This is a genomic window from Achromobacter aloeverae (genome assembly GCF_004121055.1).
In the GTDB taxonomy this organism is placed as follows: Bacteria; Pseudomonadota; Gammaproteobacteria; order Burkholderiales; family Burkholderiaceae_B; genus Bordetella_C; species Bordetella_C aloeverae.
In genome coordinates this window covers 522,961-548,782 of record NZ_PYAL01000003.1, presented here as the reverse complement: position 1 = coordinate 548,782, position 25,822 = coordinate 522,961, and the positions used below count along the sequence as shown (strand labels likewise).

Below are 25,822 nucleotides of genomic sequence, written 5' to 3'. Positions count from 1 at the left end.
AAGACCAGGACGCCAACAATGCCAGCGTTCCTGAGCCGTGCCTGGTTTTCCATGAAAAAAAAATCCGAGTTATCCCGAAGCCCCGACGCCACCACCGTACGGTCGACGCATCGTCATCGCTGGGCGGTGCTGGCCGTGGCGATCGCCCTGGTCGCGGCCGGCGCCGTCTTCCTCGCGCGCCATCATGGCGGTGGCAATGCCGGTCCAAGCGCCTCCACCCACCAGCGGGCGCGCGGCGGCGGTTTCAATCCCTTCGGCGGCCCGCCCGGCGCGGGCAACGAACTGGCGGTCGGCGTGGCCGCCGCGACGCAGGGCGACATCCCCATCACCCTGAGCGCGCTGGGCACGGTGACGTCGCTGGCTACCGTCACCGTCAAGTCCCAAATCAGCGGCTATCTAACGGCGCTGCCCTTCCAGGAAGGCCAGGTGGTGAAGAAAGGCGACCTGCTGGCGCAGGTCGACCCGCGCCCCTATGAGGTGCAGCTGGCACAGTACCAAGGCCAGCTGGAAAGGGACCAGGCCTTGCTGGACAACGCGCGGCGCGACCTGAAGCGCTACCAGCAGCTGGGCAAGCAGGACTCGATCTCCCAGCAGACCGTGGATACCGCCTTGGCGACGGTGCATCAATACGAAGGCACCGTGCGCACCGACCAGGCCCAGGTCGACGCGCAGAAGCTGAACCTGGCGTACTGCCGCATCGTTTCGTTGGTCGACGGCCGCGTCGGCCTTCGGCAGGTGGACGTCGGCAACTACGTCACGCCGTCCGACACCGACGGTATCGTCGTGGTGACGCAGATGGATCCGATCTCGGTGGTGTTCACCTTGCCCGAGGACGATTTGCGCAAGCTGAACAAGCGGCTGGCCGCCGGCGCGAAGCTGGCCGTCACGGCCTACGACCGTGCCGGCAGTGAGGTCCTGGCGCAAGGCGAGCTGGCGACGGTGGACAACCAGATCGACACCAGCACCGGCACCGTCAAGCTGCGCGCAATGTTCCACAACCCCGCTGGCGAATTGTTTCCCAATCAGTTCGTCAACATCGTGCTGCACCTGGACACGCTGACCGGCGCTGTCGTCGTGCCCAACGAAGCGGTGCAGAACGGCGCCCCCGGCGACTATGTCTATCGCGTCAAGGATGACGGCACGGTCAGCCTGGTCAAGGTCACTACCGGCGCATCGGCGGATGGACGCACCGCCATCCTGTCGGGCCTGCAAGCGGGAGACCGGGTGGTGGTCGACGGGGCCGATCATCTCACCGACGGGGCCAGGGTGCCCATCCCCGGCGACAAGCCAGGCGACAAGCCGGCCGAAGGCAAACCCGCCGGGACGACCGCCACGCAGGCCTCCGCATCATGAACCCGTCCCGCCTGTTCATCCTGCGGCCGGTCGCCACGACGCTGCTGATGGCGGCGCTGCTGGTGGTCGGGCTGGTGGCCTGGCGCCACCTGCCGCTGTCGGCCCTGCCCTCGGTCGAGTACGCCACCATACAGGTGCAGACCTTCTATCCCGGCGCCAGCCCGGACGTCATGACCTCGGCCGTCACCGCGCCGCTGGAAGGCCAGTTGGGCCAGATGGCCGGCCTGCGCCAGATGTCCTCGCGTTCCTCGGGCGGCGCCTCGGTCATCACCTTGCAGTTCGACGAAACGATCAACCTGGACGTGGCCGAACAGGAAGTACAGGCCGCCATCAACGCCGCCAACAACCTGCTGCCGTCGGACCTGCCCGCGCCGCCCATCTACGCCAAGGTCAATCCAGCCGATGCGCCGGTGCTGACGCTGGCGGTGACGTCGGCCACCCTGCCCCTGACCACCCTGCAAACCATCGCCGACACCCGGCTCGGACAAAAGATCTCCCAGCTGGCCGGCGTCGGGCTGGTCAGCCTGAGCGGCGGCAACAAGCCCGCCATCCGGGTGCGCGGGAACATCCGCGCCATGGCGGCCTACGGCATAAACCCCGACGACCTGCGCACCACGCTCGCCAACATCAACGTCAACGCGCCCAAGGGCACGCTGGATGGGCCGCGTCGCGCCTATACGATAGACGCCAACGACCAGATCCAGGACCCCGCCGCCTACCTAGACACCGTCGTCGCCTACCGCAACGGCCGGCCCGTGAAACTGTCGGACGTGGCCGACGTCGTGACGGGACCGGAGAACACGCAGCTGGGCGCCTGGTCCGGCACCACGCCGGCCATCCTGCTCAACGTCCAGCGCCAGCCCGGCGCCAACGTGATCTCGGTGGTCGACGGCATCAAGGCCAAGCTGCCGGATTGGACGGCGGGCCTGCCCGCCAGCGTCCACGTCGAGGTACTGACCGATCGCATGACCACCATCCGGGCGTCGGTCCGCGACGTGCAGTTCGAGCTGGCGCTGGCCGTCGGCCTGGTGGTGCTGGTCATTTTCCTGTTCCTGCGCAACCTGCCGGCCACCTTCATTCCCAGCCTGTCGGTGCCGCTGTCGCTGGTGGGCACCTTCGCCGCCATGTACCTGTGGGGCTTCAGCCTGGACAACCTGTCGCTGATGGCGCTGACCATCGCGACGGGTTTCGTCGTCGACGACGCCATCGTGGTCATCGAGAACATCAGCCGCCACATCGAGGCCGGCAAGACGCCCTTGCAGGCGGCGTTGCAGGGATCGCGCGAAATCGGCTTCACCATTATTTCGCTGACCGTCTCCCTGCTGGCCGTGTTGATCCCGCTGCTATTCATGAGCGACGTCATCGGCCGCCTGTTCTACGAATTCGCGGTGACGCTGGCGGTCACCATCGTGCTGTCGGCCGTGGTCTCGTTGACCCTGGTCCCCATGTCGTGCGCGCAGCTGCTGCGCATGCGCCCGACGGAGGAACTGGCACGGGCGCGGACCAACGCGGCTGCCCACGGCGGGATGGAAGTGGCGACCGGCGATGGCTGGTTCGCCCGTATCACGCGCGGGTACGACCGCCTGTTGAAAATCGCGCTGGACCACCAACGCACCACCCTGCTGGTCGCCGCCAGCACGGTGGCGCTGACGGTTCTGCTTTACTTCATCGTCCCCAAGGGATTCTTCCCGGTCCAGGACACCGGCGTCATCCAGGGCATCACCGAGGCATCGCAATCGATCTCCTATCCGGAGATGGCCAGGCGCCAGAACGCACTGGCCACCGCCGTGCTCAGGGACCCGGACGTGGCCAGCCTGTCCTCCTACATCGGCGTGGACGGCAGCAACACCACCCTGAACGTCGGCCGCATGCAGATCAACCTGCGTCCCCGCGACGACCGCGATGCCACCGCCAGCGAAATCATCCGCCGCCTGCAACAGGAAACTGCCGATGTCACCGGCATCACCTTGCATATGCAGCCGGTACAGGACCTGACGGTGGATACGCAAATCAGCGCCACCCAGTACCAATTCATGCTGGACCACCCGTCGCTGGACACGCTGAGCCAGTGGACGCCCAGGCTGGTGGCCGAGCTGCGCAAGCAACCCGAGCTGGTCGACGTCACCAGCGACCTGCAGGCCAGCGGCCAGGCCGCCACCATCGAGGTCGACCGCGCCACCGCCGCGCGCTTCGGCATTACCCTGGCGACCATCGACAACGCGCTCTACGACAATTTCGGCCAGCGCATCATCAGCACCATCTTCACGCAATCCAACCAGATGCGCGTAATCATGGAAATCGACCCGAAGCTGAACCAGGGCCTGAAGACGCTCGATTCCATCTACCTGCCTTCGGCCACCGCCACCAACGGGCAAGTACCCCTGAGCGCCGTGGCGCGCGTGGTCGTCAGCCGCAAGCCCATCCAGATCTCACACCTGGCGCAGTTCCCGGCAACGACCATCTCCTTCAACCTGGCGCCCGGCGCGTCGCTGGGCGCTGGCGTGGACGCGGTCAAGCGCGCTGAGCAGGCCATCGGCCTGCCGCAAGGCTTCGAGACCCGCTTCCAGGGCGCCACGGACGCCTTCCAGACGTCGCTGTCCAACGAGCTCTACCTGGTGCTGGCCGCCGTGCTGGTCATGTATGTGGTGCTGGGCGTTCTGTACGAGAGCTTCATCCATCCTCTCACCATCCTGTCCACCCTGCCCTCGGCGGGGCTGGGCGCCCTGCTGGCCATGCTGTGCACCGGCGCCGACCTGGACATCATCGGCATCATCGGCATCGTGCTGCTGATCGGCATCGTGAAGAAGAACGCCATCATGATGATCGATTTCGCGCTGGCCGCGGAACGCGAGGATGGCCTGTCGCCGCGCGAGGCCATCCATCGCGCCTGCCTGTTGCGCCTGCGCCCCATCCTCATGACCACCATGGCGGCGCTGATCTCGGCGGTGCCTCTGGCCCTGGGTGGAGGCACCGGCTCCGAACTGCGCCAGCCCCTGGGCTACGCAATGATAGGCGGCCTGGCGGTAAGTCAATTGCTGACGCTGTTCACCACGCCCGCCGTCTACCTGGCGATGGACAGCGTGGCGTCGCGGCTGCGCCGCCGCGGGTTCGCCTTGCGCGCGCCGGACGAGAAGGCCGAAGGCGCGCAGCCATGAATATCAGCGCGCTGTTCATACGCCGTCCCGTCGCCACCTTGCTGATGACGCTGGCGATCGCCGCCGCGGGCGCCCTGGCCTTCGGGCTGCTGCCCGTGGCTCCCCTGCCCGCGGTGGACTTTCCCACCCTGCGCGTGCAGGCGCAGATGGCCGGCGCCAGCCCTGAAACCATGGCGACCACCGTCGCCGCGCCCCTGGAAAAGCACCTGGGCCAGATCGCCGACGTCACCGAGATGACGTCGCAGAGCAGCGTCGGGTCGACCAGCATCATCCTTCAGTTCGGCCTGGACCGCGACATCGAAGGCGCCTCGCGCGACGTGCAGGCGGCCATCAACGCCGCGCGCGCCGACCTGCCGTCGTCGCTGAAGTCCAATCCCACCTATCGCAAGTTCAACCCCGCCGACGCACCCATCCTGGTGCTGGCCCTGACCTCCGACCTGTTGCGTCCCGAGCAGCTCTACGACAGCGCCGCCACCATCCTGCAACAGCGCCTGATGCAGGTCCCGGGCATCGGCAACGTCGACGTCAACGGCAGTTCCCTGCCCGCGGTCCGCGTGGAGTTGAACCCGGGCGCCCTGAACAAGTACGGCATCGGCCTGGAGGACGTCCGCGCCGCCCTGTCCGCCGCCAATGCCAACAGCGCCAAGGGCGTCATCGAGGATGGCGCGAACCGCTACCAGCTCTATGCCAACGACCAGGCCTTGAACGCCGCCGCCTATCGCGACCTGGTCATCGCCTGGCGCAATGACCGGCCGGTCTACCTGCGCGATGTCGCCGAGGTGGACGATTCGGTGGAAAGCCTGCGCAACGCCGGCTACGTCAACGGCAAGCGGGCCGTGCTGCTGTGGTTGTACAAGCAGCCCGCCGCCAATATCGTCGAGACCGTGGACCGCGTCGACGCGCTGCTGCCCCAGTTGCGCGCCGCCTTGCCCAGCGGCGTGGAGATGACGATCTCCAGCGACCGCAGCAGCACCATCCGCGCCTCGCTGGCCCATACCGAACAGACGCTGATCATCGCGGTGGTGCTGGTGGTGCTGGTGGTCCTCGCCTTCCTCCGGGACGCGCGCGCCACCCTGATACCGGCCGTGACGGTGCCCGTTTCCATCCTGGGCACCTTCGGCGCCATGCAGTTGTTCGGCTACACCCTGGACAATCTTTCGCTGATGGCCCTAACCATCGCCACCGGCTTCGTGGTCGACGATGCCATCGTCGTGCTGGAGAATATCGCCCGCCACCGGGAAGCCGGCGCCCCGCGCGTGCGCGCGGCGATGGACGGCGCACGCGAGGTCAGCTTTACCGTGATCTCCATGAGCGTGTCGCTGGTGGCGGTGTTCCTGCCCATTCTGCTGCTGGGCGGCCTGGTCGGCCGGCTGTTCCACGAGTTCGCCATCGTCCTTTCGATCGCCATCGGCATCTCGTTGGTGCTGTCGCTCACCACCACGCCCATGCTGTGCGCCCTCCTGCTGCGTCCACGCGCGGCGCCGGCACGCTGGCCGCGCTCCGACAACCTGGCCGCGCGCATGGCCCGCCGCGCGGACGCCATCGTCGCCGGCATGCAGCGGCTCTACGAGCGCAGCCTGTCGCTGGCCTTGCGCCACCCCTTGCCGGTCCTGCTTTCCTTGCTATTGACGATCGTGCTGAACATCGTGCTGTTCACGGCCGTCCCCAAGAGTCTCTTCCCGCAGCAGGACAGCGGCCTGATGGGCGGCGGCATCCAGGCGGACCAGAGCATTTCCTTCCAGGCCATGAGCCAGAAGATGCACCAGGCCATGGCCATCGTGCAGGCCGACCCCGCCGTGCAGACGGTGGTGGGCTTCACCGGCGGGCGCGGCACCAACCAGGCCATGAACGACATCACGCTCAAGCCGCTGGACCAGCGCAACGCCTCCGCGTTCGACGTCATGGCGCGGCTGCGCGCCCGGCTGTCGGACATCCCGGGCGCGCGGCTGATGATGTTCCCGCGCCAGGACCTGTTCATCGGCGGCCGCATGAGCTTCGCCCAATTCCAATACACCCTGCAAGGCGACGACTCGGCCACGGTCAGCACGTGGGCCGCCAGGCTGGCGGAGGCGCTGAAGGCCAATCCCGCGCTGGCCGACGTGTCCTCCGACCAGCAGAACGGCGGGCTGGAAACCCGAGTCGTGGTCGATCGGCCCACCGCGGCGCGCTACGGCATCACGCCCGACGCCATCGACGCCACGCTCTACGACGCCTTCGGGGAGCGCCAGGTCTCCACCATCTACAAGCAGCAAAACCAATATCACGTGGTGATGGAGCTGGCGCCGCGCTACCTGCAGGACCCCGGATCGCTGAAGCAGATATATGTCAGCACCACCGGCGCGGCGGCCAGCGGCACGTCGTCGACCAATGCGTCCTCCGGCCTGGTCAGCGCCGCCGCGTCCGGTTCGACATCATCGACAGCGTCCGCCTCGTCCTCCGCTGCCAATGCGGCCACCAATGCCATCGCCACCAGCGCCGGCAAGGCCTCCAGCGGCACGGCCGTCAGCACCAGCGGTTCGACCATGGTGCCGCTGGCCGCCTTCGCGCGGCTGGCGCCGGCGACCACGCCGGTCTCGGTCAATCACCAGGGCCAGGCCGTGGCGGTCACCATTTCGTTCAACCTGGCGCCCGGGCATACGCTGGACGACGCCACGCGCGCCATCCAGCAGACCGTCGACGACCTGCGCATGCCGGTGACGGTGCATGGTGGCTTCGCCGGCACGGCGGGCAGCGCGATGGCGGTGGTGTCCACCATGCCGTGGCTGATCGCCGCCGCCCTGCTGGCCGTCTACGCCGTGCTGGGCATCCTGTACGAGAGCTACGTTCATCCCCTGACCATCCTCTCCACGCTGCCCTCCGCCGGCGTGGGCGCGGTGCTGGCGCTTCTGCTGACCGATACCGAATTCACCGTCATCGCGCTGATCGGCGTCTTCCTGCTGATCGGCATCGTCAAGAAGAACGCCATCATGATGGTCGACTTCGCCATCGATGCCGAACGCAACGAAGGCCTGTCGCCGGAGCAGGCCATCCACCGCGCCTGCCTGCTGCGCTTCCGGCCCATCATGATGACCACATGCGCCGCGCTGCTGGGCGCCGTGCCGCTGGTGCTGGACCATGGCATGGGGTCGGAGCTGCGCCGCCCGCTGGGCATCTCCATCATCGGCGGCCTTATCGTCAGCCAGGTGCTGACGCTCTATACGACGCCCGTGGTCTACCTCTACCTGGACCGCTGGCGCCAGCGCGCGCTCGGCGCCTGGCGCCGTCGCCGCGGCATGCCGGCGCAACCCCATACCGATCCCGCGCCATGAAGCCTCCCGTCATGAAGCCATTATTCATGAAGTCCCTTATCACCAAGCCCCTGCTCAAACGGCTGGCCGCCGGCCTTGCCCTGCCCCTCCTGCTTACGCTGCAGGCCTGCGCCGTGGGCCCTGACTATCAGCGGCCCGACGCGCCCACCTCCAGGGCCTTCAAGGAGGCGCCGCCCGCGCCCGCCGGATGGAAGCTGGCCGATCCGGGCGCGGCGCCGCGCGGTGCCTGGTGGGAGGTTTACCAGGATCCCGTGCTCGACGGACTGGCTGCCCAGGTGTCCGTGGGCAACCAGAACCTGAAGGCGTACGAAGCGGCCTATCGCCAGGCGCTGGCCGTCGTGCGCGAAGCGCGCGCGAATCTGATGCCGACCGTGGCCGTGGGGCCGTCGCTCACACGCGCGCGCACCAAGGGCAGCACCGGAACCACCAGCGAGCTCGAAGCCAGCGCCAGCTGGGACCTGGACCTGTGGGGCAAAGTGCGACGCCAGATCGAAAGCGACCAGGCCGGCGCCCAGGCCAGCGCCGCCGAACTGGCCGACCTGACGCTGTCGGCCCAGGCGGAACTGGTGACCGACTACTTCGGGCTGCGCTACCAGGACGCGCTGGGGAAGCTGCTGCGCGACACGGTCCAGGCCTACGAGCGCAGCCTCGCCATCACGCGCAACCAATACGGCGCCGGCGTGGCCGCACGCTCCGACGTGATCACCGCGCAAACGCAGCTGGCCTCGGCACGCGCGTCGGCCATCGCCAGCGAACAACTGCGGGACCAGTACGAGCATGCGATCGCCCTGCTGATCGGCAAGCCGCCGGCCGACCTCGCCATCGGAGCCGGCGAATTGCCCCGGCGCATTCCCCAGATTCCCGCCGGCCTGCCGTCCGACTTGCTGGAACGACGTCCCGACATCGCGCAGGCCGAACGCACCATGCAGCAACAGAACGCGCTGATCGGCGTAGCCGAGGCCGCCTGGTACCCGTCCGTGACGCTCTCGGCCGCGGCCGGCTATTCCGGCGCGTCGCCGCTGTTCTCCGCCGCCAACGCGCTCTGGTCCCTGGTCGCCAGCGGCAGCGAGACCCTGTTCGATGGCGGCGCGCGGTCCGCGACGACCGATGCCGCCAGGGCGGCCTACGACCAGAGCGTCGCCACCTATCGGCAAACCGTGCTGGCGGCCTTCCAGGACGTGGAGGACGAGCTGTCCAACCTGCGCGTGCTGGCCAACCAGTCGACAGCGCAGGACGAGGCGTTGGCGCTCGCGCGCCAGGCGGTCACCATCGCGCTGAACGAATACCAGGCCGGCACGCAGCCCTACACCACCGTGGTCACCGCGCAGGCTACCGCCTTGTCCAACGAGGAGACTGTCTTGCAGATCCAGCAAAGCCGCCTGGCCGCCAGCGCCGCCCTGATCAAGGCCTTGGGCGGCGGTTGGAGCAGCGACCGGCTGGCGCTAGACCGTATGGCGGACGAAAGGGGCAAGACGGTCAAGCCACGCTGACGGCGCGCCGCAATGCGGCAATCGGCCGCGAGTGCCTTGCGAGCAGGGTTTGCGCGGCCTCCCGGCCTTTGTCTTATTTTGGGGACAAGCATGCTATTGCACCGCATGATTCCCGCCTCCGTGGATTGATGTTCACAACACATCAATCCACCGAATTTTTGCACTTTACACGGTTGTCGCCGTTCTTCATTCTTCGCGCATATCAAAGCGCAACGCGCCGCGTCCCCCCCGGCGCGTACAAGAAGACAAGGAGACCGAGCATGAAGACGACCGGCGCCGCCGACGTTCCCCCATTGACCCGCCATGTCGCGACATTCGTCGTCGCCACGCAGGATAGCGATATTCCCGCGGAGGTAGGGCAACTGGGCAAGAAAGCCATCCTGGACGCCTTGGGCGTGGCGCTGCCCGGCGCCATCTCCGCGCCGGGCCGGGTACTGGCGGGCTACCTGCGGGACCTGGGCTGCACTGGACCGGCTGGCGTCCTCGGCACCTCGCTGCGCCTGGCGCCGCGTTTCGCCGCCCTGGCCAACGGCACCGCGATGCACGCCGACGACTACGACGATACCCTGCAGGCCGAAACCGGCCGCTACCAGGGCGTGCATCCCACCGCGCCCGTCCTGTCCGCCGTGCTCGCGGCCGGCGAAGCCCGCGGCGCCAGCGGACGCGAACTGCTCCTGGCCTACCAGGTAGGCGTCGAAGTGGCGTGCCGGCTGTTCGACGCCACGCACGTCAATCACATCCTGCACGGCTTCCATGCCACCGCCACGTGCGGCATGCTGGGGGCCGCCGCCGCCGTGGCCCGCCTGTACGGCATGGACGCCGACGGCGTCGCGACCACCCTGGGAATCGCCGCCAGCCAGGCCGGCGGCCTGCAGGAGAATTTCGGCACATCGGTCAAGCCTTTCCATGCCGGCCGTTCGGCCGAGGTCGGCATCGTCGCCGCCGACCTGCAACAGCGGGGCTTCACCGCTTCCCCCATCATCCTCGAAGCCAGGCGCGGCTTCTTCCAGGCCCTGGGCGGCGGCTACGACGCCGCGCGCCTGGTCGACAAGCTTGGACGCCCGTGGTCCTTCGTCGACCGGGGCATCTGGCTCAAGGCCTTTCCCACCGGCAGCCTGGGCCATCCGGCCATGACCAAGATGCAGGAACTGGTCCTGCGGCATGACATCCATCCCGGGGACGTCGCGCGGATACGGGTCAAGACCAGCCAGAACATCCACCACACCCTGCTGCACCACCAGCCCAAGACCGAATTGCAGGCCAAGTTCAGCCTCGAATTCTGCCTGGCGGCGCTGCTGCTGGAGCGCAAGTGCGGCTTGAACCAGTTCCATGATGAATACGTCATGCGCCCCGACGTGCAGGAGACCATCGCCAAGGTCGAATACACGACATACACGCCGGACGAGGCCGTGCGCGAACAGCACACCATCGTCACTTCGCACGTGGAAATAGAGCTCAAGGACGGCCGCCGCCACGGCGGACGCATCGACGCCGGCAAGGGCAACAAGGCCCATCCCATGTCCGAGGACGAGGTGGCCGACAAGTTCCGGGAGTGCGCGGAATTCAGCCGCTGGCCCATGGACAAGGCCGAGCGCGCCATCGCCCTCGTCCGCCGCCTGGAGGACGTCGCCGACATACGCGACATCACCCGGGAACTGACGGCGGCTGGCGACTGAGCGCTGCCGCAGTCTCACGAACAGACGAGAAAAAGACCTGGAGACCATCATGCCATTCCTCCCCACAGCGAGGCGCCATCCGGCGCGTCGCGCAGCCACGCGGCTGGCCCGGGCCGCTGCCGCGCTGCCACGGCGGCTTGCCGCCATCGCCACTGTCGCCGTAACCTCGGCCGCGGCCGCGGCCGCCGCCATCGCCATGCTGGCCGCGGCGCCGGCAAGCGCCGCGGAAGACGCCTCCAAGTGGCCCGTCCATCCCATCCGCCTGGTGCTGCCCTTCCCGCCGGGTGGCGGTACCGACACGCTGGCCCGCATCATGGCGCCGAAGCTGGGCGCGCTGCTGGGCCAGCCTATCGTCGTCGACAACCGGGGCGGCGCCGCGGGCAACATCGCCACCGATATCGTGGCCAAGTCCGAACCTGACGGCTACACGGTGCTGATGGGATTCAACACGGCGCTGACCATGAATCCCTCGCTCTACCGCAACCTACCCTTCGACGTGCAGCGAGACTTCAAGCCGGTCACGCTGCTGGCCGCGGCGCAGTATGTGCTGGTGGTGAACCCCAGCCTGCCCGTGCACAGCGTGCAGGACCTGGTCAACCTGGCCAAGTCCAGGCCCGGTCAACTCAACTACTCGTCCAGCGGGACCGGCAGCCCGCTGCACCTGGCCGGCGAACTGTTCAAGGCGCGCACCGGGACCAATATCACTCACATCCCCTACAAGGGAGGCGGCCCGGCGACGATAGGCCTGCTCAGCGGGCAGGCCCAGCTGATGTTCGGCAGCGTGTCGGCCGTGATGCCGCATGTGAAGGACGGCAAGCTGCGCGCCCTGGCGGTCACCGGCCTGAAGCGCTCCGACGTGGCGCCCGACCTGCCCACCCTGGACCAGACCGGGCTGCCGGGCTTCGACGTGACGTCCTGGTATGGCTTGCTGCTGCCCAAGGGAACGCCCGATGCCATTGTCGAAAAACTGGCGGCGGCCGCGCAGCAGGTCGTGCAGCAGCCCGACGTCCGCGACGCCATGGCCAAGCAGGGCCTTGAGCTGACCATCGACACGCCGCGCGAGTTCGCCGCGCTGATCAAGACGGAGTCGGCCACCTGGGCCGGACTTATCCAGAAAATGAATATCCACGCGGATTGATGCCGCGCGTTGGCCATGCAACCCCCAGCAGGAACGTAGAAGACGCACATGAAAAAACACCAGAACACCGACAAGCGCGTTGCGAAGAAAGCGGCAGGAGAAACCGTCGAAAAAGCGCCGGGAGACGCGGTCGCCGGCATCTCCCCGGTCATGCGGAAGCTGAGCCGCTACATCGCCCAGGCCGCCGAACGCCCATTACCACGCAGGGTTGCCGAGCGCGCCCGCCTGCACCTGGTCGATACCTTCGCGGCGATGATTTCCGGGTCGCGCCTGCTGCCGGGAAAAAAAGCCATCGAATATGTGAAACCCCTGGGCGGACGCGAGGAAGCCGGGGTGATCGGCACGCGCATCGTCACCACGGTGCAGAATGCGGCGCTGGCCAATGGCATGTTCGGCCATGCCGACGAAACCGACGATACGCATCCGCCATCCCTGACCCACCCGGGCACCAGCGTGATCCCGGCGGCGCTGGCGATTGCGGAGCGCAAGCGCTTGAACGGCGCGCAATTCCTGCGCGCCGTCGTGCTGGGCTACGACGTGTGCGCCCGCATGCTGCTCACGCTCAAGCCCATGCCCTACCTGCGCTCCGGCCATCACGCCGGAGCGACCGGGCAATTGTTCGGCGCGGCCGCCGCGGCGGGTTCGCTGCTGGCCCTCACGCCCTTGCAGGTGCGCTACATGCTGTCCTATACCGGCCAGCAGACGGCGGGACTCTACACCATGTTCCGCGATCCCGAGCACATAGAGAAAGCCTACGCGATGGGTGGGATGCCCGCCCACAACGGCTTGCAGGCAGCCATGATGGCGGCCTGCGGCTGGACCGGCGTGGAGGATATCTTTTCCGGCGAGCGCGATTTCTTCCACACCTTCGCGCCCGAGGCATACGACCGCGAGGACCTGGCGCGCGGGCTGGGCAAGGACTATGAGATGCTGCGCGCGTCCATCAAGCGCTGGCCCATAGGCGGTCCTATCCAGGGTCCCATGCACGTGCTGAACGACCTGATGGCCGAACACGGCTTCGGCGCGGACGACGTGGAGAAGGTCATCGCCAACATGCCGGACAAGGAACTGGAGATCGTCGACAACCGCCCCATGCCCGACATCTCGGTGCAGCACCTGCTGGCCGTCATGCTGCTGGACCGCAAGCTGACGTTCAAGTCCGCCCACGATTTTGATCGCATGAAGGACCCGCGCGTCCTGAAAATGCGCGCGCGGGTGCACGCCGTGGGCGATCCGTCGCTGACGGACGTGCAGCGGCGCTGGCGTTGCGTCATGGCCGTGCATCTCAAGGATGGCCGTGTCCTGCACGGCCAGACCATGGCGGCCAAGGGGAGTTTCGAGAACCCGCTGACGCCGCCGGAGGAGAACGAGAAAGCCATCGACCTGCTGGCGCCGGTGCTGGGCAGGAAGCGCAGCCTGGAGCTGCTCGATGCGCTATGGCATATCGACGAGATAAAGGACGCACGTGCCTTGCGCAAGCTGTATATGAAATAGCGGAAGGCGAAAAAAACCCTGGGCCGGCGAGCCTCCCCGCAACGATTTGGGAAAAAACCATTGCCTATCGTTACCTGGCATGGACACGCGGCCCCGTAGAATGCGCCAGGTTCATTATTTACGAGGTCCTTACCCATGCGTGCAACCAGCAAGGGCAGGCAAGGCATGCCGCGCGCGACCAGGTATTCCGTCCTGGCGGCGCTGTTCGCGGCGGGGATGGGTGCGCTGCCGGCGGCCCAGGCATTCCAGGCAGTGCCCGAACCCCTTATCCCTGAGTCCCTTGCTGGCCTGCCGCCATCGTGGACGGCAAAGCCCCCCGCCGGAGCGAAATCCGGCGCGAGGAACCGGCTCCTGGCCCAGCTGTCTTCCGCGCCGCTGGTATTGACCGTCGCCCATGCCGCGATCCGCGAAGGCCAGCCCGGCGAGCAGTCCACGCTGGAAATCCGCCTGGCGCCCGAGTCGCGCCAGGCCCTGGCCCAGTTGACCAGCGAAAACGTCGGAAGAAGCGTGGTCCTGCGCGCCGCTGGCGAAGTGCTCACCACCGTGGTCATCCGCGGTCCCATCGAGAGCGGCAACCTGCTCGTGACGCCCGGCATGGATGAGCACGGCATGACGGAAGCTAAGATGAGACAGATCGCCGGGAAGCTGTCGTCGGGCAAGGACAAGCTGGAGATCAGCCTGCTCCCGCGGCTCTAGGCCCCGTCCGGACCTGGCGCGCGGCCTGCCACGCGGCGGCGCCATGGCACGCGCCTAGCGTGCCTCGCTGTGCCTCGGTGTGCCTTGGTGTGCCTTGCCGCGCCTTACTGCCGCGCCTTACTGCACCTTGGGCTCCGGCGTTTGCAGAATCTGCGTGACGAAGCGCCGCACGCCGGGGGCGGCCTCGTGCCGGCGATAGATGGCCGCGACCTGCGAGGGAATGACGGCGCCGGCGATATCCCGATACACCACATGCGGCAGCGCGATCACCCGCCGCAGCACGCTGGGCACCACCGCCACGCTGGCGCCGACCGATACCTGCGTCAATACCGCCAGCAGGGAACCCGGCACCGCGCTGATATGCGGCGTGAAGCGCCCGCGCCGGGCCACCTCCTGCAAGCCGGAGTGCTGTTCCGGCACCACGAAGGACTCGCCCGCCAGGGCCCGCGCGGGCACGGGCGCGTCGCCACGCGCCAAGGCATGGTCCCGCGGCAATGCCAGGCAGAAGCGGTCCCTGGCCAGCACGCGGCCGGACAGGCTGGCAGGCAGGTTGACCGGCGTGCGCACGAATGCGACGTCGACCTTGCCGTCCTCCAGCAGGCTGGGCAGTTCATCCATCGGCAGCTCGCGCGCGCGGATCTCCACGTCCGGCCAACGCGACAGGAAACGCCGCGTCTGGTCCTGCAGGACGCCGGAGTAAGCAGCGGATCCCACATATCCCAGCGCGATCGCCCCCACCTCGCCACGTCCGGCCCGGCGGCCCACGTCCACCGCATGGTCGAACTGGGCCAACGCCATTTCGCTTTCGGCGAGGAAGGTCGCGCCGGCGGGGGTCAAGGCCACGGACCGCTTGGTCCGTTGCAGCAGGCGCGCCTGGACGGCGCGTTCCAGTTCCTGGATCTGCACGGTCAGCGTAGGCGCGGAAATGCCCAGCAACTCGGCGGCGCGGCCAAAGTGGAGTTCACGCGCGACGACCGCGAAGGCGCGCAGGTGGCGAATTTCCATATTCAGTTTTCTTAAATAAAGAAGCCAGTCTTCTTTATTGAACACGAATTTACTCGATGCTGAAATAGAGACTCGTTTTTCCGCAGCATCAGGAGTCTGAAATGAAACGCCTCACCCGCTATACGGCCGCCCTCGCATTTGGACTGGGTATCGCCGCCTCGGCCCACGCCGCCCCGCCCCAATTGCCCACCCAACCCGTGCTCAATCTGGCCGCCGCGCAACATGTGCTGGCCGCCGCGCAGGCCAAGGCGCAGGCGGCCGGCTGGCCCTGCGTCATCTCGGTGGTCGACGCCGCCGGGCAGCCCTTGCTGCTGCTGCGCATGGATAACGCCGCGGTTCCAGCCGGCGTCGAACTGGCGCCCGGCAAGGCGCGCACCGCCGCGCTGTTCCGTCGGCCGAGCGGCGCGCTGGAAGACGCCATCAACGGCAACCGGCCCGCCGCGGCGACCGCGCGCGGCTTCGTCCTGATGCGGGGCGGACTACCGCTTACCGTCCACGGCCAGGTAGTGGGCGCCATCGGCGTCTCGGCCGACACGCCGCAGCATGACGAGGAAATCGCGCAGGCGGGCGTGGCGGCGTTGCAATAACGATTGCGGTAGCGTCGGAGTAACGGTTGGAGTAACGGTTGGAGTAACTGAGCGCCTGACCTTCTCAGCCTGTCCTGCTCAATATCCGACCGTAAAACGCCGGCGCACGTGCGCCGGCGTTTCCAATTCGTCGACCAATGCAATCGCATAGTCCTCGAAACTGATGCTCGAACCATGCTCGCCGGCCAGTAACTGGTCGGTGCCCAGGCGGAACTTGCCGGTGCGCTCGCCCGGAATGAACATGGCCGACGGCGACAGGAAGGTCCAGTCGAGGTCCTGCACGCCCTTGAGCAGGTCGAGGAATTCCGCGCCCTTGGTCGCTTCGACCTTGTAGGCCTGCGGGAAGTCCGGCTGGTCCACCAGGCGCTGGCCCGGCGCGATCTCCAGGCTGCCGGCGCCGCCGACCACCAGGTAGCGCCTGACCCCGGCCGCGCGCACGGCGTCGATCAGCACATGGGGATCGCTGGCGGTGAAATGCACCGCGCTGATCACGGCGTCGTGGCCGCGCAGCAACGCAACCAGGCCATCCTTGTCATAAACGTCGCCGTGCCTGGCCGTGACGTTGGGCAGCTTGGCGATTTTCTCGGCATTGCGGGCGATCGCGGTCACGTGGTGGCCGCGGTCGGACAGTTCCTTGAGGATGCGCGCGCCGGCATTGCCGGATGCGCCGATGAGTGCGACGTCAGCCATGAGCAAATCTCCAAGAGTTCGGTATGGGACACGGCCTGCTATGCAGACCGTGCCAACATCCTGCATCTTAAGTGTTGCATCTCGGGCCTGCCACCCTGATGGCATCTTATGCAAGACGCTCCGGCCCCACAAGACGTCACGCCGAAGTGCCCGGGTCAGGCCGGCGTGCCATCGTGCTGGCGCGGCGCAAGTACTCCAGCACGGCGGCCTCGTCGCCGGAAAAGACGATACGCCCCGCCTTGCTTTCCCGCTGATGGCGGTACATGGGATCGTAGTAGCTTGTCAGCAGCGCCTCGATCCATGCCCGGTGTCCCTCCACGCCGCCGCCGCGCGCCTGCTCCGCCAGCGCGGCATCCATGATGGCCGCCAACTGCTGGTGCCGCAGGCCGCCCAACCGTTTCTGGATCTTGTCCAGGCTCTGGCGCAGCCGTTGCGCGAACAGTAGCTGCCCCTGCTCGTGGCCGTGCTCGGCGACGAACTCCGCGCCCAGGTTCACGACATAGTCGCGCAGGATGCGCCGCACCCGGTTCTCGAAGCTGTCCTCCAGCCACACCAGCGGATAGCGTTGCATGCCCTGATGCAGGCCCACCGGAACGCTGCAGGCCCCGATGGCCTGGCCCTCGTCTTCCACCACGAAATGCGCATGGCCAGCGTGACGCTTCTTCAGGATGTCGACGGCCAGGCCGTTCTCGAAGTCGATCTGCGCCGGCTGGCCGGTGACGCGCTTGCCGAAGCTGGAACCCCGGTGATGGGCGTGGCCTTCCAGGTCCAGTCCGTGCGCCAGCTGCGCGAGGACGTCCGTCTTGCCCGTGCCCGTCATGCCGCCGAGCACCACGAAGCCGCATTCGGCCAACGCGCGGTCCAGCGTGTCCAGGAGAAAGCCGCGCAGGGCCTTGTAGCCGCCGATCACGCGCGGATAGGCGATGCCGGCCTCCTCGCGCAACCAGGTCTGCACGATCTGCGAGCGCAAGCCGCCGCGAAAGCAGTAGAGATAGCCATCCGGATGCGCGCGCGCGAAGTCGGCCCAGGCGGCCAGGCGCTCCGCCTTGACCTGCCCGCTGACCAGCCGATGGCCCAGCGCGATGGCCGCGGCCTCGCCCTGCTGTGTGTAGCAGGTACCGACCTTCTGCCGCTCGCTGTCCGTCATCAGCGGCAGGTTCACCGTGTGCGGAAACGCACCCTTGCGAAACTCGATGGGCGCGCGCGCGTCCATCATGGGGACGTCGCCGAGAAAAAGATCGCGGTAATTGCTGGTATCGCCACGCATGCTCATGCGGTAAAAAAGCCCGGAAAACAGACGAGCAGGCGCGTGGCACGCGCGACAACCTGCGCTGGAAGTAGTGTGGGCCACATTCTAACGCGGAAGGGAACTGAACCCAGCCATGGACATACGCAAGCCCTGGGATCGCGCGACATCCGGCGCGCGGGAAGCGGGAACGGCTTTCAGGGGGCGATGCATGAAGTTACGGGACAAGCCCGGCCGAAAGACTGAACAGCGGACTGAACAGCAGACTGAACAGCAGGCAGGACAGAAACTTGGACTCGAAATGGAAATGGTGGTGGTCCGCCGCGGCAGCGGCGCCAGCCATGCCGTCCAGGACTATCCCGCGTCGCTGGGGCGCCTGCGGTCGGCCCGCGGCGAAGCGATAACGCTTGGCAACCTGGCGGGCCGGGTGGTCAGCGCATGCGGCGCCTTGGCCGAGAGCGGCCTGGACAACGGCTACAACCTGCTTGAAAGCGCCCTGCACCCCGTCGCCGGCGGCCGCGGCGGCCTGGACAGGCTGGGCACGGCGGTCTATGCCGAACTGCGCGACGTGCAACAGGCGTTGGCCGCGGAGGATGCGGCCATCCTGAATGCCGGCGAACACCCCGCCGCGTCCCTGGACCCGGACCGCTACGCCGCGCTGCGGGTGCCGCGCCCCATCTACGACGACATCGTCGGCCACCGCGGCTGGCTGCATCGCGTGGGCATAGACGCCAAGGCGCAGAACAGCCCTTGCACGTCGGTGCCCGTTCACGAGGCGGCGCGAGCGCTCAATATCCTCATGGCCCTGGCGCCGGCATTCATCGCGCTGTTCGCCAACAGCCCGCTGGAATGCGGACGGCCGACCGGCCGCAAGGACAATCGCCTGACCATGTGGGACCGCATGTTCCGCCATGCCCGCTTTGCCAGCGACCTGCGGCTGCACCACATGCCGGACCGGCCCTTCGAGGACCTGGGCGATTATTTCCGCTGGATGTTCGAAGGCGATACGCACAGCCACGCGCTGCCGCTGATGAGCGCGGTCGACTACAAGCACGACACCACGGCTACCCTCGCGGGCGATCCCTCATTGGGTCAATTCCTGCGCGCGCCGTCGTGGCCTGGCCGGCGCGCCGACAATGGCCAGCCCGTCATGCTGACCCCGCGGGCCGCTCACTTCGAATATGCCCAGTTCTCCAATTTTCTGGATGCGCGCTGGCGCTACCGGCTGGACAGCCACTGCACCGTGGAAGAACTGCTGGCGCATTGGCGGCAACCGGGCGGCATCGAGGCGCTGTACGAACGCCTGGGCGTGAATGGCTATATCGAGGGGCGCGCCCCGTCAGCGGTTTTCCCGGACCGGCAACTGCGCCGCGAGGCCGGCGACGATATCGCGTCAACGGCGCCGCTGGCGCCGTCCGCCATGCAGCTGGGCTTGCTGCGCAACCTGGCGCAGGCCGAAGACCTGGTACGGGAATACGGCTGGATGACCCTGCGCGGCTTGCGCGCCACCGCCATCGACGCGGCGCTGGACGAAGACCTGGCGCGCCAGCTTGCCGCCGACACGCTGGCCGTGGCCCAAGCGGGGCTGGAGGACGACGCCGACCGCCGCTGGCTGGCCTATGCGCGCCACGTGCTGGACACTCGGCGCACCGGCGCCGACCGCCTGCTGGCGCTATGGCAGGACGCGCACGGCGATGCCAAGAGCCGCCTCGCGGCCATCTACCCCGAGCGCGTCCTGAGTCTAGCGTCCTGAGTCTAGCGTACTGAGCTGGCGTCCTGAGGCTGGCGTCCTGTCGGCCGCGGGAAATCAGGCAAGCCCCGCCGGACTGTCCAGCACCAGCGTCAACCGATTCCACGCGCCCTCGCGCCGATAATGGAAGGATTTCAGGTAATGACGCATCAAGCGCAGCCCATGCCCGCCCACTTCCGCTTCGTCGAGCGTCAGTGCGGCATCGCCAATGTCGAGGCTGGTGGGATCGAATGCATGACCGTTGTCCGCAATCTCCACCCGCAGTTCGCAACCATCATTCGCATAGGTCAGCTCGATGGACGGTGCGCCCTGCGTGCCGCCGATCGGGGTGAACGCATAGGCCAGGATATTGGTCAGCGCCTCGTCCATGCTCAACGTCAGGCCGAAACGCGCCTTCGGCGCCCAGTCTTCACGGTCGGCAATGGCTTCCAGCCATTGCATGGCGCGCCCGATCGGGTCGTCTTCAGGTCGCAAGGACAGCGTGTCTTCGGGCATGATGACCAGGGCTGATAAACAGGATGAGAAACGATCCACAGGCGCAAGTATGCACCACCCGGGCGCTTTCGTGATGGCGACATATCGACGGCGGCGCCAATCGCCTATCATGCGTGCAATTTATCGCCTTATTGCTCCACTCACGCCGGCCGTGGATACGATGCCAGGCGCCAATGCACACGTCCAACGGTTCGTATACGTATTCTTTTCCGGCATCGGCGCACCTCGGCTGAACCGCCCGCGCAATAACGCAATAGCGCGACAGGAAAACGACGTGGATGCAAGCGACGACGCCGCCACGCAGGCGGCGCCGAACGCCTGATTCTCGACCACCGCGTTGCGCTACTCGGGCTGGATGCCCGCCTGCTTGACCACCTTGCCCCACTTCTCCAGGTCCGAGTGGATCAGCCTGGCATAGTCCTGCGGCGACCCGCCCTGGATGACGATGCCGGCGGCTTCCAGCTTGGCGCGCACGTCGGGCTCCTTCAAGGCCTTGTTGATCTCGGCATTGAGCTTGTCGACGATGGCCTTGGGCGTGCCGGCCGGCGCGAGGAAGCCGCCGTTGGTGTTGGCGTCATAGCCCTTGTAGCCCTGCTCGTCGGCGGTCGGCACGTCCGGCAAGGCCTTGGCGCGCTTGAGGGACGACACGGCGACGGCGCGGACATTGCCGGACTTCACCTGCTCCTGGATCGCGCTGATCGTATCGATGTAGAGCATGGTGCGACCCGCCAGCAGGTCGGGATGCGCAGCCGACGATCCCTTGTAGGGAATCATCAGCATCGGCACGCCGCTGGCCATCTTGAACATCTCGGCAGCCATCTCCTGGGCGCTTCCGCGTCCCGAGGTCGCCACCTTGTCCTCCTCCGGATGGGCCTTCATGTAGGCCACCAGTTCCGGCAGGGTCTTGGCGGGAATCTTGGGATAGATGGCGAAGACCAGGGGGATTTCGTGGGTGTAGATGATGGGCTCGAAGCTTTTCTCCGGATCCCAGCCGAGGTTCTTGAACAGGAACTTGTTGATGTTGTGGCTGCCGCCGACGATGCCTATCGTGTAGCCGTCGGGCTTGGCATGGGCCAGCAGCTCCGTGCCAAGGTTGTTCGACGCGCCGGGGCGGTTGTCCACGATCACGGCTTGTCCCAGCGAGGTCGACAGCTTCTCGCCCACCACGCGGGCAATGATGTCGATGCCGCCGCCAGGCGGAGCGGGAACGATGACGCGGATGGGATGATCGGGATAGCCTTGGGCCGATGCCGCACCGTGCGCCACGGCCAGCGTGGCGGCTATCGTGGCGGCGGCCAAGGCCTTGGAAAAGGCATGGAATGCGGGACTACGAAACTGCGAGGTACGGGACCGCGGGCTACGGAACTGCAGGGAACGGGTCGTCATGTCTTGTCTCCTTCCTCTCGGTTGATATTCAACTCTCATGGGAATCGTCGGCGGGACTATCCAGCCCGCACCGCGGTTCGACGGTCAACCGCGCCCGACAAAGGGCATGTTGCTCGCCATGACCGTCATGCTCAGCACGTTCGCGTCCAGCGGCAGCGAAGCCATGTGCTTGACGGCGTTGGCCACGTGCTGCGCGTCCATCATGGGCTCGGGCGCCGTCGTGCCATTGGCTTGCAACACGCCGCGCTTCATGCGTTCGGACAATTCCGTCAGCGCATTGCCGATGTCGATCTGGCCGGCCACGATGTTGAAGGCACGGCCATCCAGCGACAAGGCCTTGGTCAGGCCGGTAACCGCGTGCTTGCTGGCGGTATAGGGCGCCGTGAAGGGACGCGGCGTGTGCGCAGAAATCGAGCCGTTGTTGATGATGCGCCCTCCCTGCGGCGACTGGCGGCGCATCAGGCCGAAGGCCGCACGGGCACACAGGAACACGCCCGTGACGTTGGTGTTGATCGCGGCGAACCATTTCTCCAGCGGCAACTCGTCCATCGGCACCGCCGGCGCGTTCACGCCGGCGTTGTTGAACAGCATGTCCAGGCGGCCGTATTCGTTTTCGATGCGGTCGAACAACGCCTGCACGCTGTCCGGGCTCGTCACGTCGGTCGGCACCGCCAGGGCCGCCTGGCCGCGCGATGCGGCTTCGTCCGCCAGCGCCTGCAAAGGCTCAGGACGCCGGCCGGCCAGCACGACGGTCCAGCCGTCGTTCAATAGCGCGATCGCCGTAAGGCGGCCCACGCCGCTGCCGGCGCCGGTGACGAGAGCGATTTTCTTGGAAGTGGGGGCGTTCAAGGCAACACTCCTGGAATACGTTGTTGGTTCGAAGAGGGATGTTCAAGTCGTCAGGCTGAGGGCGGGACGCTGCCCGGCCAGGCCCTGCGCCACGCTGTCCAGGACCATGCGGGCCATGGCCTCGCGGGTCTCCCACGTCGCGCTGGCGCGGTGCGCCTGCAGCGTCGTGCGGTCGGACTGGCGCAGCGCGGCAGGCACGCGCGGCTCGTCGACAAAGACATCCAGGCCCGCGCCGGCGATGCGGCCCGCTTCGATGGCCGCGGCCAGGTCCGTCTCATTCACCAGGCGGCCGCGGGCCACGTTGACCAGGTAGCCGCGCGGCCCCAGGGCATCCAGCACGGCGGCGTTCACAATGCCTTCCGCCTTGTCGGCGGCGGCGCACAGCACCAGCGCGTCCGACTGCCGCGCCAGGTCGACCAGGTCCGGCACGAACGCATGCTCGATATCGTCCATGCGGCGCAGGTCGGTATAAAGGATCCGACACCCGAAGGCTGCCGCGCGCACGGCGACGGCGCGGCCCACGCGGCCCATGCCGACGATGCCGACGCGCATCCCGCTGAAGCGGCGGGCCAGCGGAATCGCGGCAGGCGATGGCTGTCGTTCCCACTGGCCGTCGCGCACGAAGCGGTCCACGGCGCACAGGTTGCGGCAGGCAGCGATCAGCAGGCCGATGGCAAGGTCCGCCACGTCTTCCGTCAATGCGCCGATGGTCGCCGTCACGGGCAGGCCGCGCGCGCGGCAATACGCGAGATCCACCGCGTCGGTACCCACCCCGTTCACCGCCACCACCTTGAGGTTCGGCAGTTGCGCCAGCATCTCCCGCGAAATCCCCGTATGGCCGCCGGTGATTACCGCGCCCACGGCCGCTCCGTGCTCGCGCAGGAACGCGGCTGGGTCGCTCATCTCGAACAGCTTGTGCATTTGGTACAGCGATGCCAGCTCTTCATTGATCGCGGGAATCAGGATGGGGTTCAGTTGCAGGACCTGCGGCTTCATATCGGTACGCCTTTGCATCGGGGTCGCGGACAGGAGCCGCAACGTCAGTCTCGGAATCGTTTTGGGAAGAATGCATTCATGGTATTTAAGGATTGATTCTTATGGCAATATTGACGTACAAAATCAATATATAAGACTTTGTAGCGGCCGTCCCCGCAGGGGGCTGCTTTTTCCCTCATTAGGTCATTAGGACTGGCATGGCTTCCTGGATATCGATGGCCGAGGCATGCAGCCGCCTGGGCGTGCGGCCGCAGACGATCTACGCCTACGTCAGCCGCGGCAAGCTGGAGGTAATGACCGACCCGGAAGACACCCGGCGCAGTCTCTATCGCGCGGAAGATGTCGCCACCCTGGCCCGGCGCAAGCAGGCCGGACGCAAGCACGAAACGCTGGCGACCAATACCTTGTTCGGCTCCGAACCCAGCATCCCGACCGCGGTGTCGACCTTCATCCGGCAGCGCCTGTACTACCGCGGACAAGACGCGGTGACGCTGTCACGCACGGCGACCGTGGAAGACGTGGCCCGGTTGTTGTGGAACGCGGAGCAGGACATCGATTTTTCCTCGGTCATGTCCGAGGCAAGAGGCGCGGCAGGCGCAGTGCACCCCACGGCCAGCGCGGGCGGCGAACGGGCGAGCAAGTCGCCGCGTGCCGCGACCGCCGTCACGGGCATGGCACAACCCAAGGACGTACCCGCCCGCGTCACCGCATTCACGAAGTTGGCGATGCTCGCCGCCACGGGGCACTCCACGCGCGGGCGGCTGACCCGGGTACTGCACAACGAATGCCAGGGTCTCGTCGGCCAGCTCGCGGATGCCTTCGGCGCCAGGCCAGGCAAGGCGCCCTTGCACCAGCGCTTCGCGCAAGGGTGGGAGCAGCCCCCCGCGGTGGCCGAACTCCTGCGCACGGCCATGGTCCTGCTGGTCGACCACGAATTGACCAGCTCCGCGTTCGCGGCGCGCATCGCCGCTTCCAATGCGGCATCGCTGCCGGCCTGCCTGCTGACGGGCCTGACCACCCTGGCCGCGCCGTTGCACGGCGATGCCTCCGGCCGCGTACAGGCCTTGTTCGATGAGGTGGAACGCCTGGGCGAAGATCATGTCATCGCGCACTACCTTTCCACGGGCCTGTCCCTGGCGGGCTTCGGCCACCATCTCTATCCCGACGGCGACCCGCGCGCGCAGGCCTTGCTGGCCCTGTTCGAGCCCCCGGAAGTGATCGTCCGGTTCATCCGCAAGGTGGCCGACCTCACCGGCCTGCAACCCAACATCGATGCCGCGCTGGCGGCGCTGGTCGCGCACCTGCGCCTGCCGGTCGATGCGGCGTTCGGCCTGTTCGCCACCGCGCGCAGCGTGGGCTTGCTGGCGCACAGCCTGGAGCAGCTGGGCGAGGCGCAGGTGATCCGGCCTCGCGGGCGGTACATCGGCCCCATGCCGGAGGCAGGGCCGGGCGTGCGCTAGTTGACGGGTGAGCCGGCAACTGCGCTGGCAACTATGCTGGCAACTGCGCTGGAGACTGCGCCGGCAACTGAGCCGGCGGAGAAGCGGACCGGCTAGCGGGCAGGCGGCTGGCCGTCGATCTTGTCCTGCGTCTTCGTCTCGAAGTCGCCGGCGTCGTGGCGTTCGCGCAGTTGGCCGGCGGGATCGCCGCTGGTGCGGTTGACCATGCGGCCGCGGATCACGGCCGGCCGCGCGGCGATGGCGTCCGCCCAGCGCAGCACGTTCCTGTACTCGTGTGCCGACAGGAACTCAGCCGAGTCGCCATACAGCCATCCCTTCACCAGGCCGCCGTACCAAGGGAACACCGCCATATCCGCAATGCTGTATTCCGACCCGCCCAGGTACTCGCTTTGCGCCAGGCGGCGATCGAGCACATCCAGCTGGCGCTTGGTCTCCATGGCGAAACGGTCGATCGCGTACTCGATCTTGGTGGGCGCATAGGCGTAGAAATGCCCGAATCCGCCGCCCAGGTAGGGGGCGCTGCCCATCTGCCAGAACAACCATGACAGCACTTCCGCGCGGTCCGGCTGGGTCGTCGGCACGAAGGCGCCGAATTTCTCGGCGAGGTACAGCAGGATGGAGCCGGATTCGAACACCCGCACCGGTTGCGCGCCAGAGCGGTCCATCAAGGCGGGAATCTTGGAGTTCGGATTGACGTCGACGAAGCCGCTGCCGAATTGCTCGCCCTCGCCTATCCTGATCAGCCAGGCATCGTATTCCGCGCCCTTGTGGCCCAGGGCCAGCAATTCCTCCAACAGGATGGTGACCTTCTGCCCATTCGGCGTGGCCAGGGAATATAGCTGCAAGGGATGGCGTCCGACCGGCAGGGCCTGCTCGTGCGTCGGGCCGGCGATGGGCCGGTTGATGTTGGCGAACTTGCCACCGTTGGGTTGGACCCAGGTCCAGACCTTCGGGGGCGTGTATGGATGAGCGTCGGTCACTGTCACCTACCTCTCTCGGTGCCGGCCCTGGCGGCCGGCGGTTGATCGATGGCGGACCTGGCATCGGC

Annotated in this window: 19 protein-coding genes; 11 read left to right on the top strand and 8 right to left on the bottom strand. The window is 67.1% G+C overall.

Translation table 11 applies throughout. The features are described from left to right. Positions 1–51: 51 nt before the first annotated feature. From C7R54_RS13475 to C7R54_RS13440, 8 genes are all read left to right on the top strand, one after another. The gene (locus C7R54_RS13475) at positions 52–1,353 is read left to right on the top strand and encodes an MdtA/MuxA family multidrug efflux RND transporter periplasmic adaptor subunit (RefSeq protein WP_129150927.1); all 1,302 of its coding nucleotides are present in this window, start codon (positions 52–54) and stop codon (positions 1,351–1,353) included. Next, the gene (locus C7R54_RS13470) at positions 1,350–4,508 is read left to right on the top strand and encodes an efflux RND transporter permease subunit (protein ID WP_129150926.1); all 3,159 of its coding nucleotides are present in this window, start codon (positions 1,350–1,352) and stop codon (positions 4,506–4,508) included. The genes C7R54_RS13475 and C7R54_RS13470 overlap by 4 nt, the downstream gene beginning before the upstream one ends. Beyond that, on the top strand, positions 4,505–7,816 hold the full coding sequence (locus tag C7R54_RS13465; protein ID WP_129150925.1) for an efflux RND transporter permease subunit: 3,312 nt from the start codon (positions 4,505–4,507) through the stop codon (positions 7,814–7,816). The genes C7R54_RS13470 and C7R54_RS13465 overlap by 4 nt, the downstream gene beginning before the upstream one ends. Before the next feature lie 26 nt (positions 7,817–7,842). Further along, on the top strand, positions 7,843–9,306 hold the full coding sequence (locus C7R54_RS13460) for an efflux transporter outer membrane subunit (protein ID WP_129150924.1): 1,464 nt from the start codon (positions 7,843–7,845) through the stop codon (positions 9,304–9,306). Positions 9,307–9,566: 260 nt separating this feature from the next. Beyond that, on the top strand, positions 9,567–10,982 hold the full coding sequence (locus C7R54_RS13455) for an MmgE/PrpD family protein (RefSeq protein WP_129150923.1): 1,416 nt from the start codon (positions 9,567–9,569) through the stop codon (positions 10,980–10,982). A 49-nt stretch (positions 10,983–11,031) separates the two neighbouring features. After that, positions 11,032–12,120, top strand: coding sequence for a tripartite tricarboxylate transporter substrate binding protein (locus C7R54_RS13450; protein WP_129150922.1), 1,089 nt, complete (start codon positions 11,032–11,034; stop codon positions 12,118–12,120). 48 nt (positions 12,121–12,168) lie between these two features. Continuing rightward, positions 12,169–13,614, top strand: coding sequence for an MmgE/PrpD family protein (locus tag C7R54_RS13445; RefSeq protein WP_129150921.1), 1,446 nt, complete (start codon positions 12,169–12,171; stop codon positions 13,612–13,614). Between the two features lie 135 nt (positions 13,615–13,749). Beyond that, positions 13,750–14,310 (top strand): hypothetical protein, encoded by a 561-nt coding sequence (locus C7R54_RS13440; protein WP_129150920.1) that lies wholly within the window; start codon positions 13,750–13,752, stop codon positions 14,308–14,310. Between the two features lie 117 nt (positions 14,311–14,427). Here C7R54_RS13440 and C7R54_RS13435 read toward each other — a convergent pair whose 3' ends face one another. Then, a complete protein-coding gene (locus C7R54_RS13435; RefSeq protein WP_129150919.1) occupies positions 14,428–15,315 on the bottom strand; it encodes a LysR substrate-binding domain-containing protein in 888 nt (295 codons plus the stop codon). 101 nt (positions 15,316–15,416) lie between these two features. Between C7R54_RS13435 and C7R54_RS13430 the strand changes: the two genes are divergently transcribed. Continuing rightward, positions 15,417–15,902, top strand: coding sequence for a GlcG/HbpS family heme-binding protein (locus tag C7R54_RS13430; RefSeq protein ID WP_129150918.1), 486 nt, complete (start codon positions 15,417–15,419; stop codon positions 15,900–15,902). A gap of 78 nt (positions 15,903–15,980) precedes the next feature. Here C7R54_RS13430 and C7R54_RS13425 read toward each other — a convergent pair whose 3' ends face one another. Further along, positions 15,981–16,592: an NAD(P)-dependent oxidoreductase gene (locus C7R54_RS13425; protein WP_129150917.1), complete on the bottom strand. Its 612-nt coding sequence runs from the start codon at positions 16,590–16,592 to the stop codon at positions 15,981–15,983. A gap of 136 nt (positions 16,593–16,728) precedes the next feature. Further along, positions 16,729–17,859 (bottom strand): tRNA 2-selenouridine(34) synthase MnmH, encoded by a 1,131-nt coding sequence (gene mnmH / locus C7R54_RS13420; protein ID WP_129151069.1) that lies wholly within the window; start codon positions 17,857–17,859, stop codon positions 16,729–16,731. Between the two features lie 280 nt (positions 17,860–18,139). On the opposite strand from mnmH, the gene C7R54_RS13415 reads away from it, so the two are divergent. Continuing rightward, positions 18,140–19,591, top strand: a complete 1,452-nt coding sequence (locus C7R54_RS13415; protein ID WP_240039524.1) for a glutamate-cysteine ligase family protein — start codon at positions 18,140–18,142, stop codon at positions 19,589–19,591. A gap of 54 nt (positions 19,592–19,645) precedes the next feature. On the opposite strand, the gene C7R54_RS13410 is transcribed toward C7R54_RS13415, so the two are convergent. The 4 genes from C7R54_RS13410 to C7R54_RS13395 form a co-directional block, all read right to left on the bottom strand. Beyond that, positions 19,646–20,083, bottom strand: a complete 438-nt coding sequence (locus tag C7R54_RS13410; protein ID WP_129150915.1) for an ATP-binding protein — start codon at positions 20,081–20,083, stop codon at positions 19,646–19,648. Between the two features lie 342 nt (positions 20,084–20,425). Continuing rightward, positions 20,426–21,469, bottom strand: a complete 1,044-nt coding sequence (locus C7R54_RS13405) for a Bug family tripartite tricarboxylate transporter substrate binding protein (RefSeq protein ID WP_129150914.1) — start codon at positions 21,467–21,469, stop codon at positions 20,426–20,428. A gap of 84 nt (positions 21,470–21,553) precedes the next feature. Next, entirely contained in the window at positions 21,554–22,318 is a 765-nt protein-coding gene (locus C7R54_RS13400; RefSeq protein ID WP_129150913.1) for an SDR family oxidoreductase, read from the bottom strand. Positions 22,319–22,360: 42 nt separating this feature from the next. Next, complete coding sequence (locus C7R54_RS13395) at positions 22,361–23,314, bottom strand: 2-hydroxyacid dehydrogenase (RefSeq protein WP_129150912.1); 954 nt, start codon at positions 23,312–23,314, stop codon at positions 22,361–22,363. Between the two features lie 197 nt (positions 23,315–23,511). Here C7R54_RS13395 and C7R54_RS13390 point away from each other — a divergent pair, with 197 nt between their 5' ends. Next, positions 23,512–24,774, top strand: coding sequence for a citrate/2-methylcitrate synthase (locus C7R54_RS13390; RefSeq protein ID WP_129150911.1), 1,263 nt, complete (start codon positions 23,512–23,514; stop codon positions 24,772–24,774). A gap of 92 nt (positions 24,775–24,866) precedes the next feature. Here the strand turns inward: C7R54_RS13390 and yghU are convergent, their stop codons facing one another. Continuing rightward, positions 24,867–25,754, bottom strand: coding sequence for a glutathione-dependent disulfide-bond oxidoreductase (yghU, locus tag C7R54_RS13385; RefSeq protein WP_129150910.1), 888 nt, complete (start codon positions 25,752–25,754; stop codon positions 24,867–24,869). Positions 25,755–25,822 lie beyond the last annotated feature (68 nt).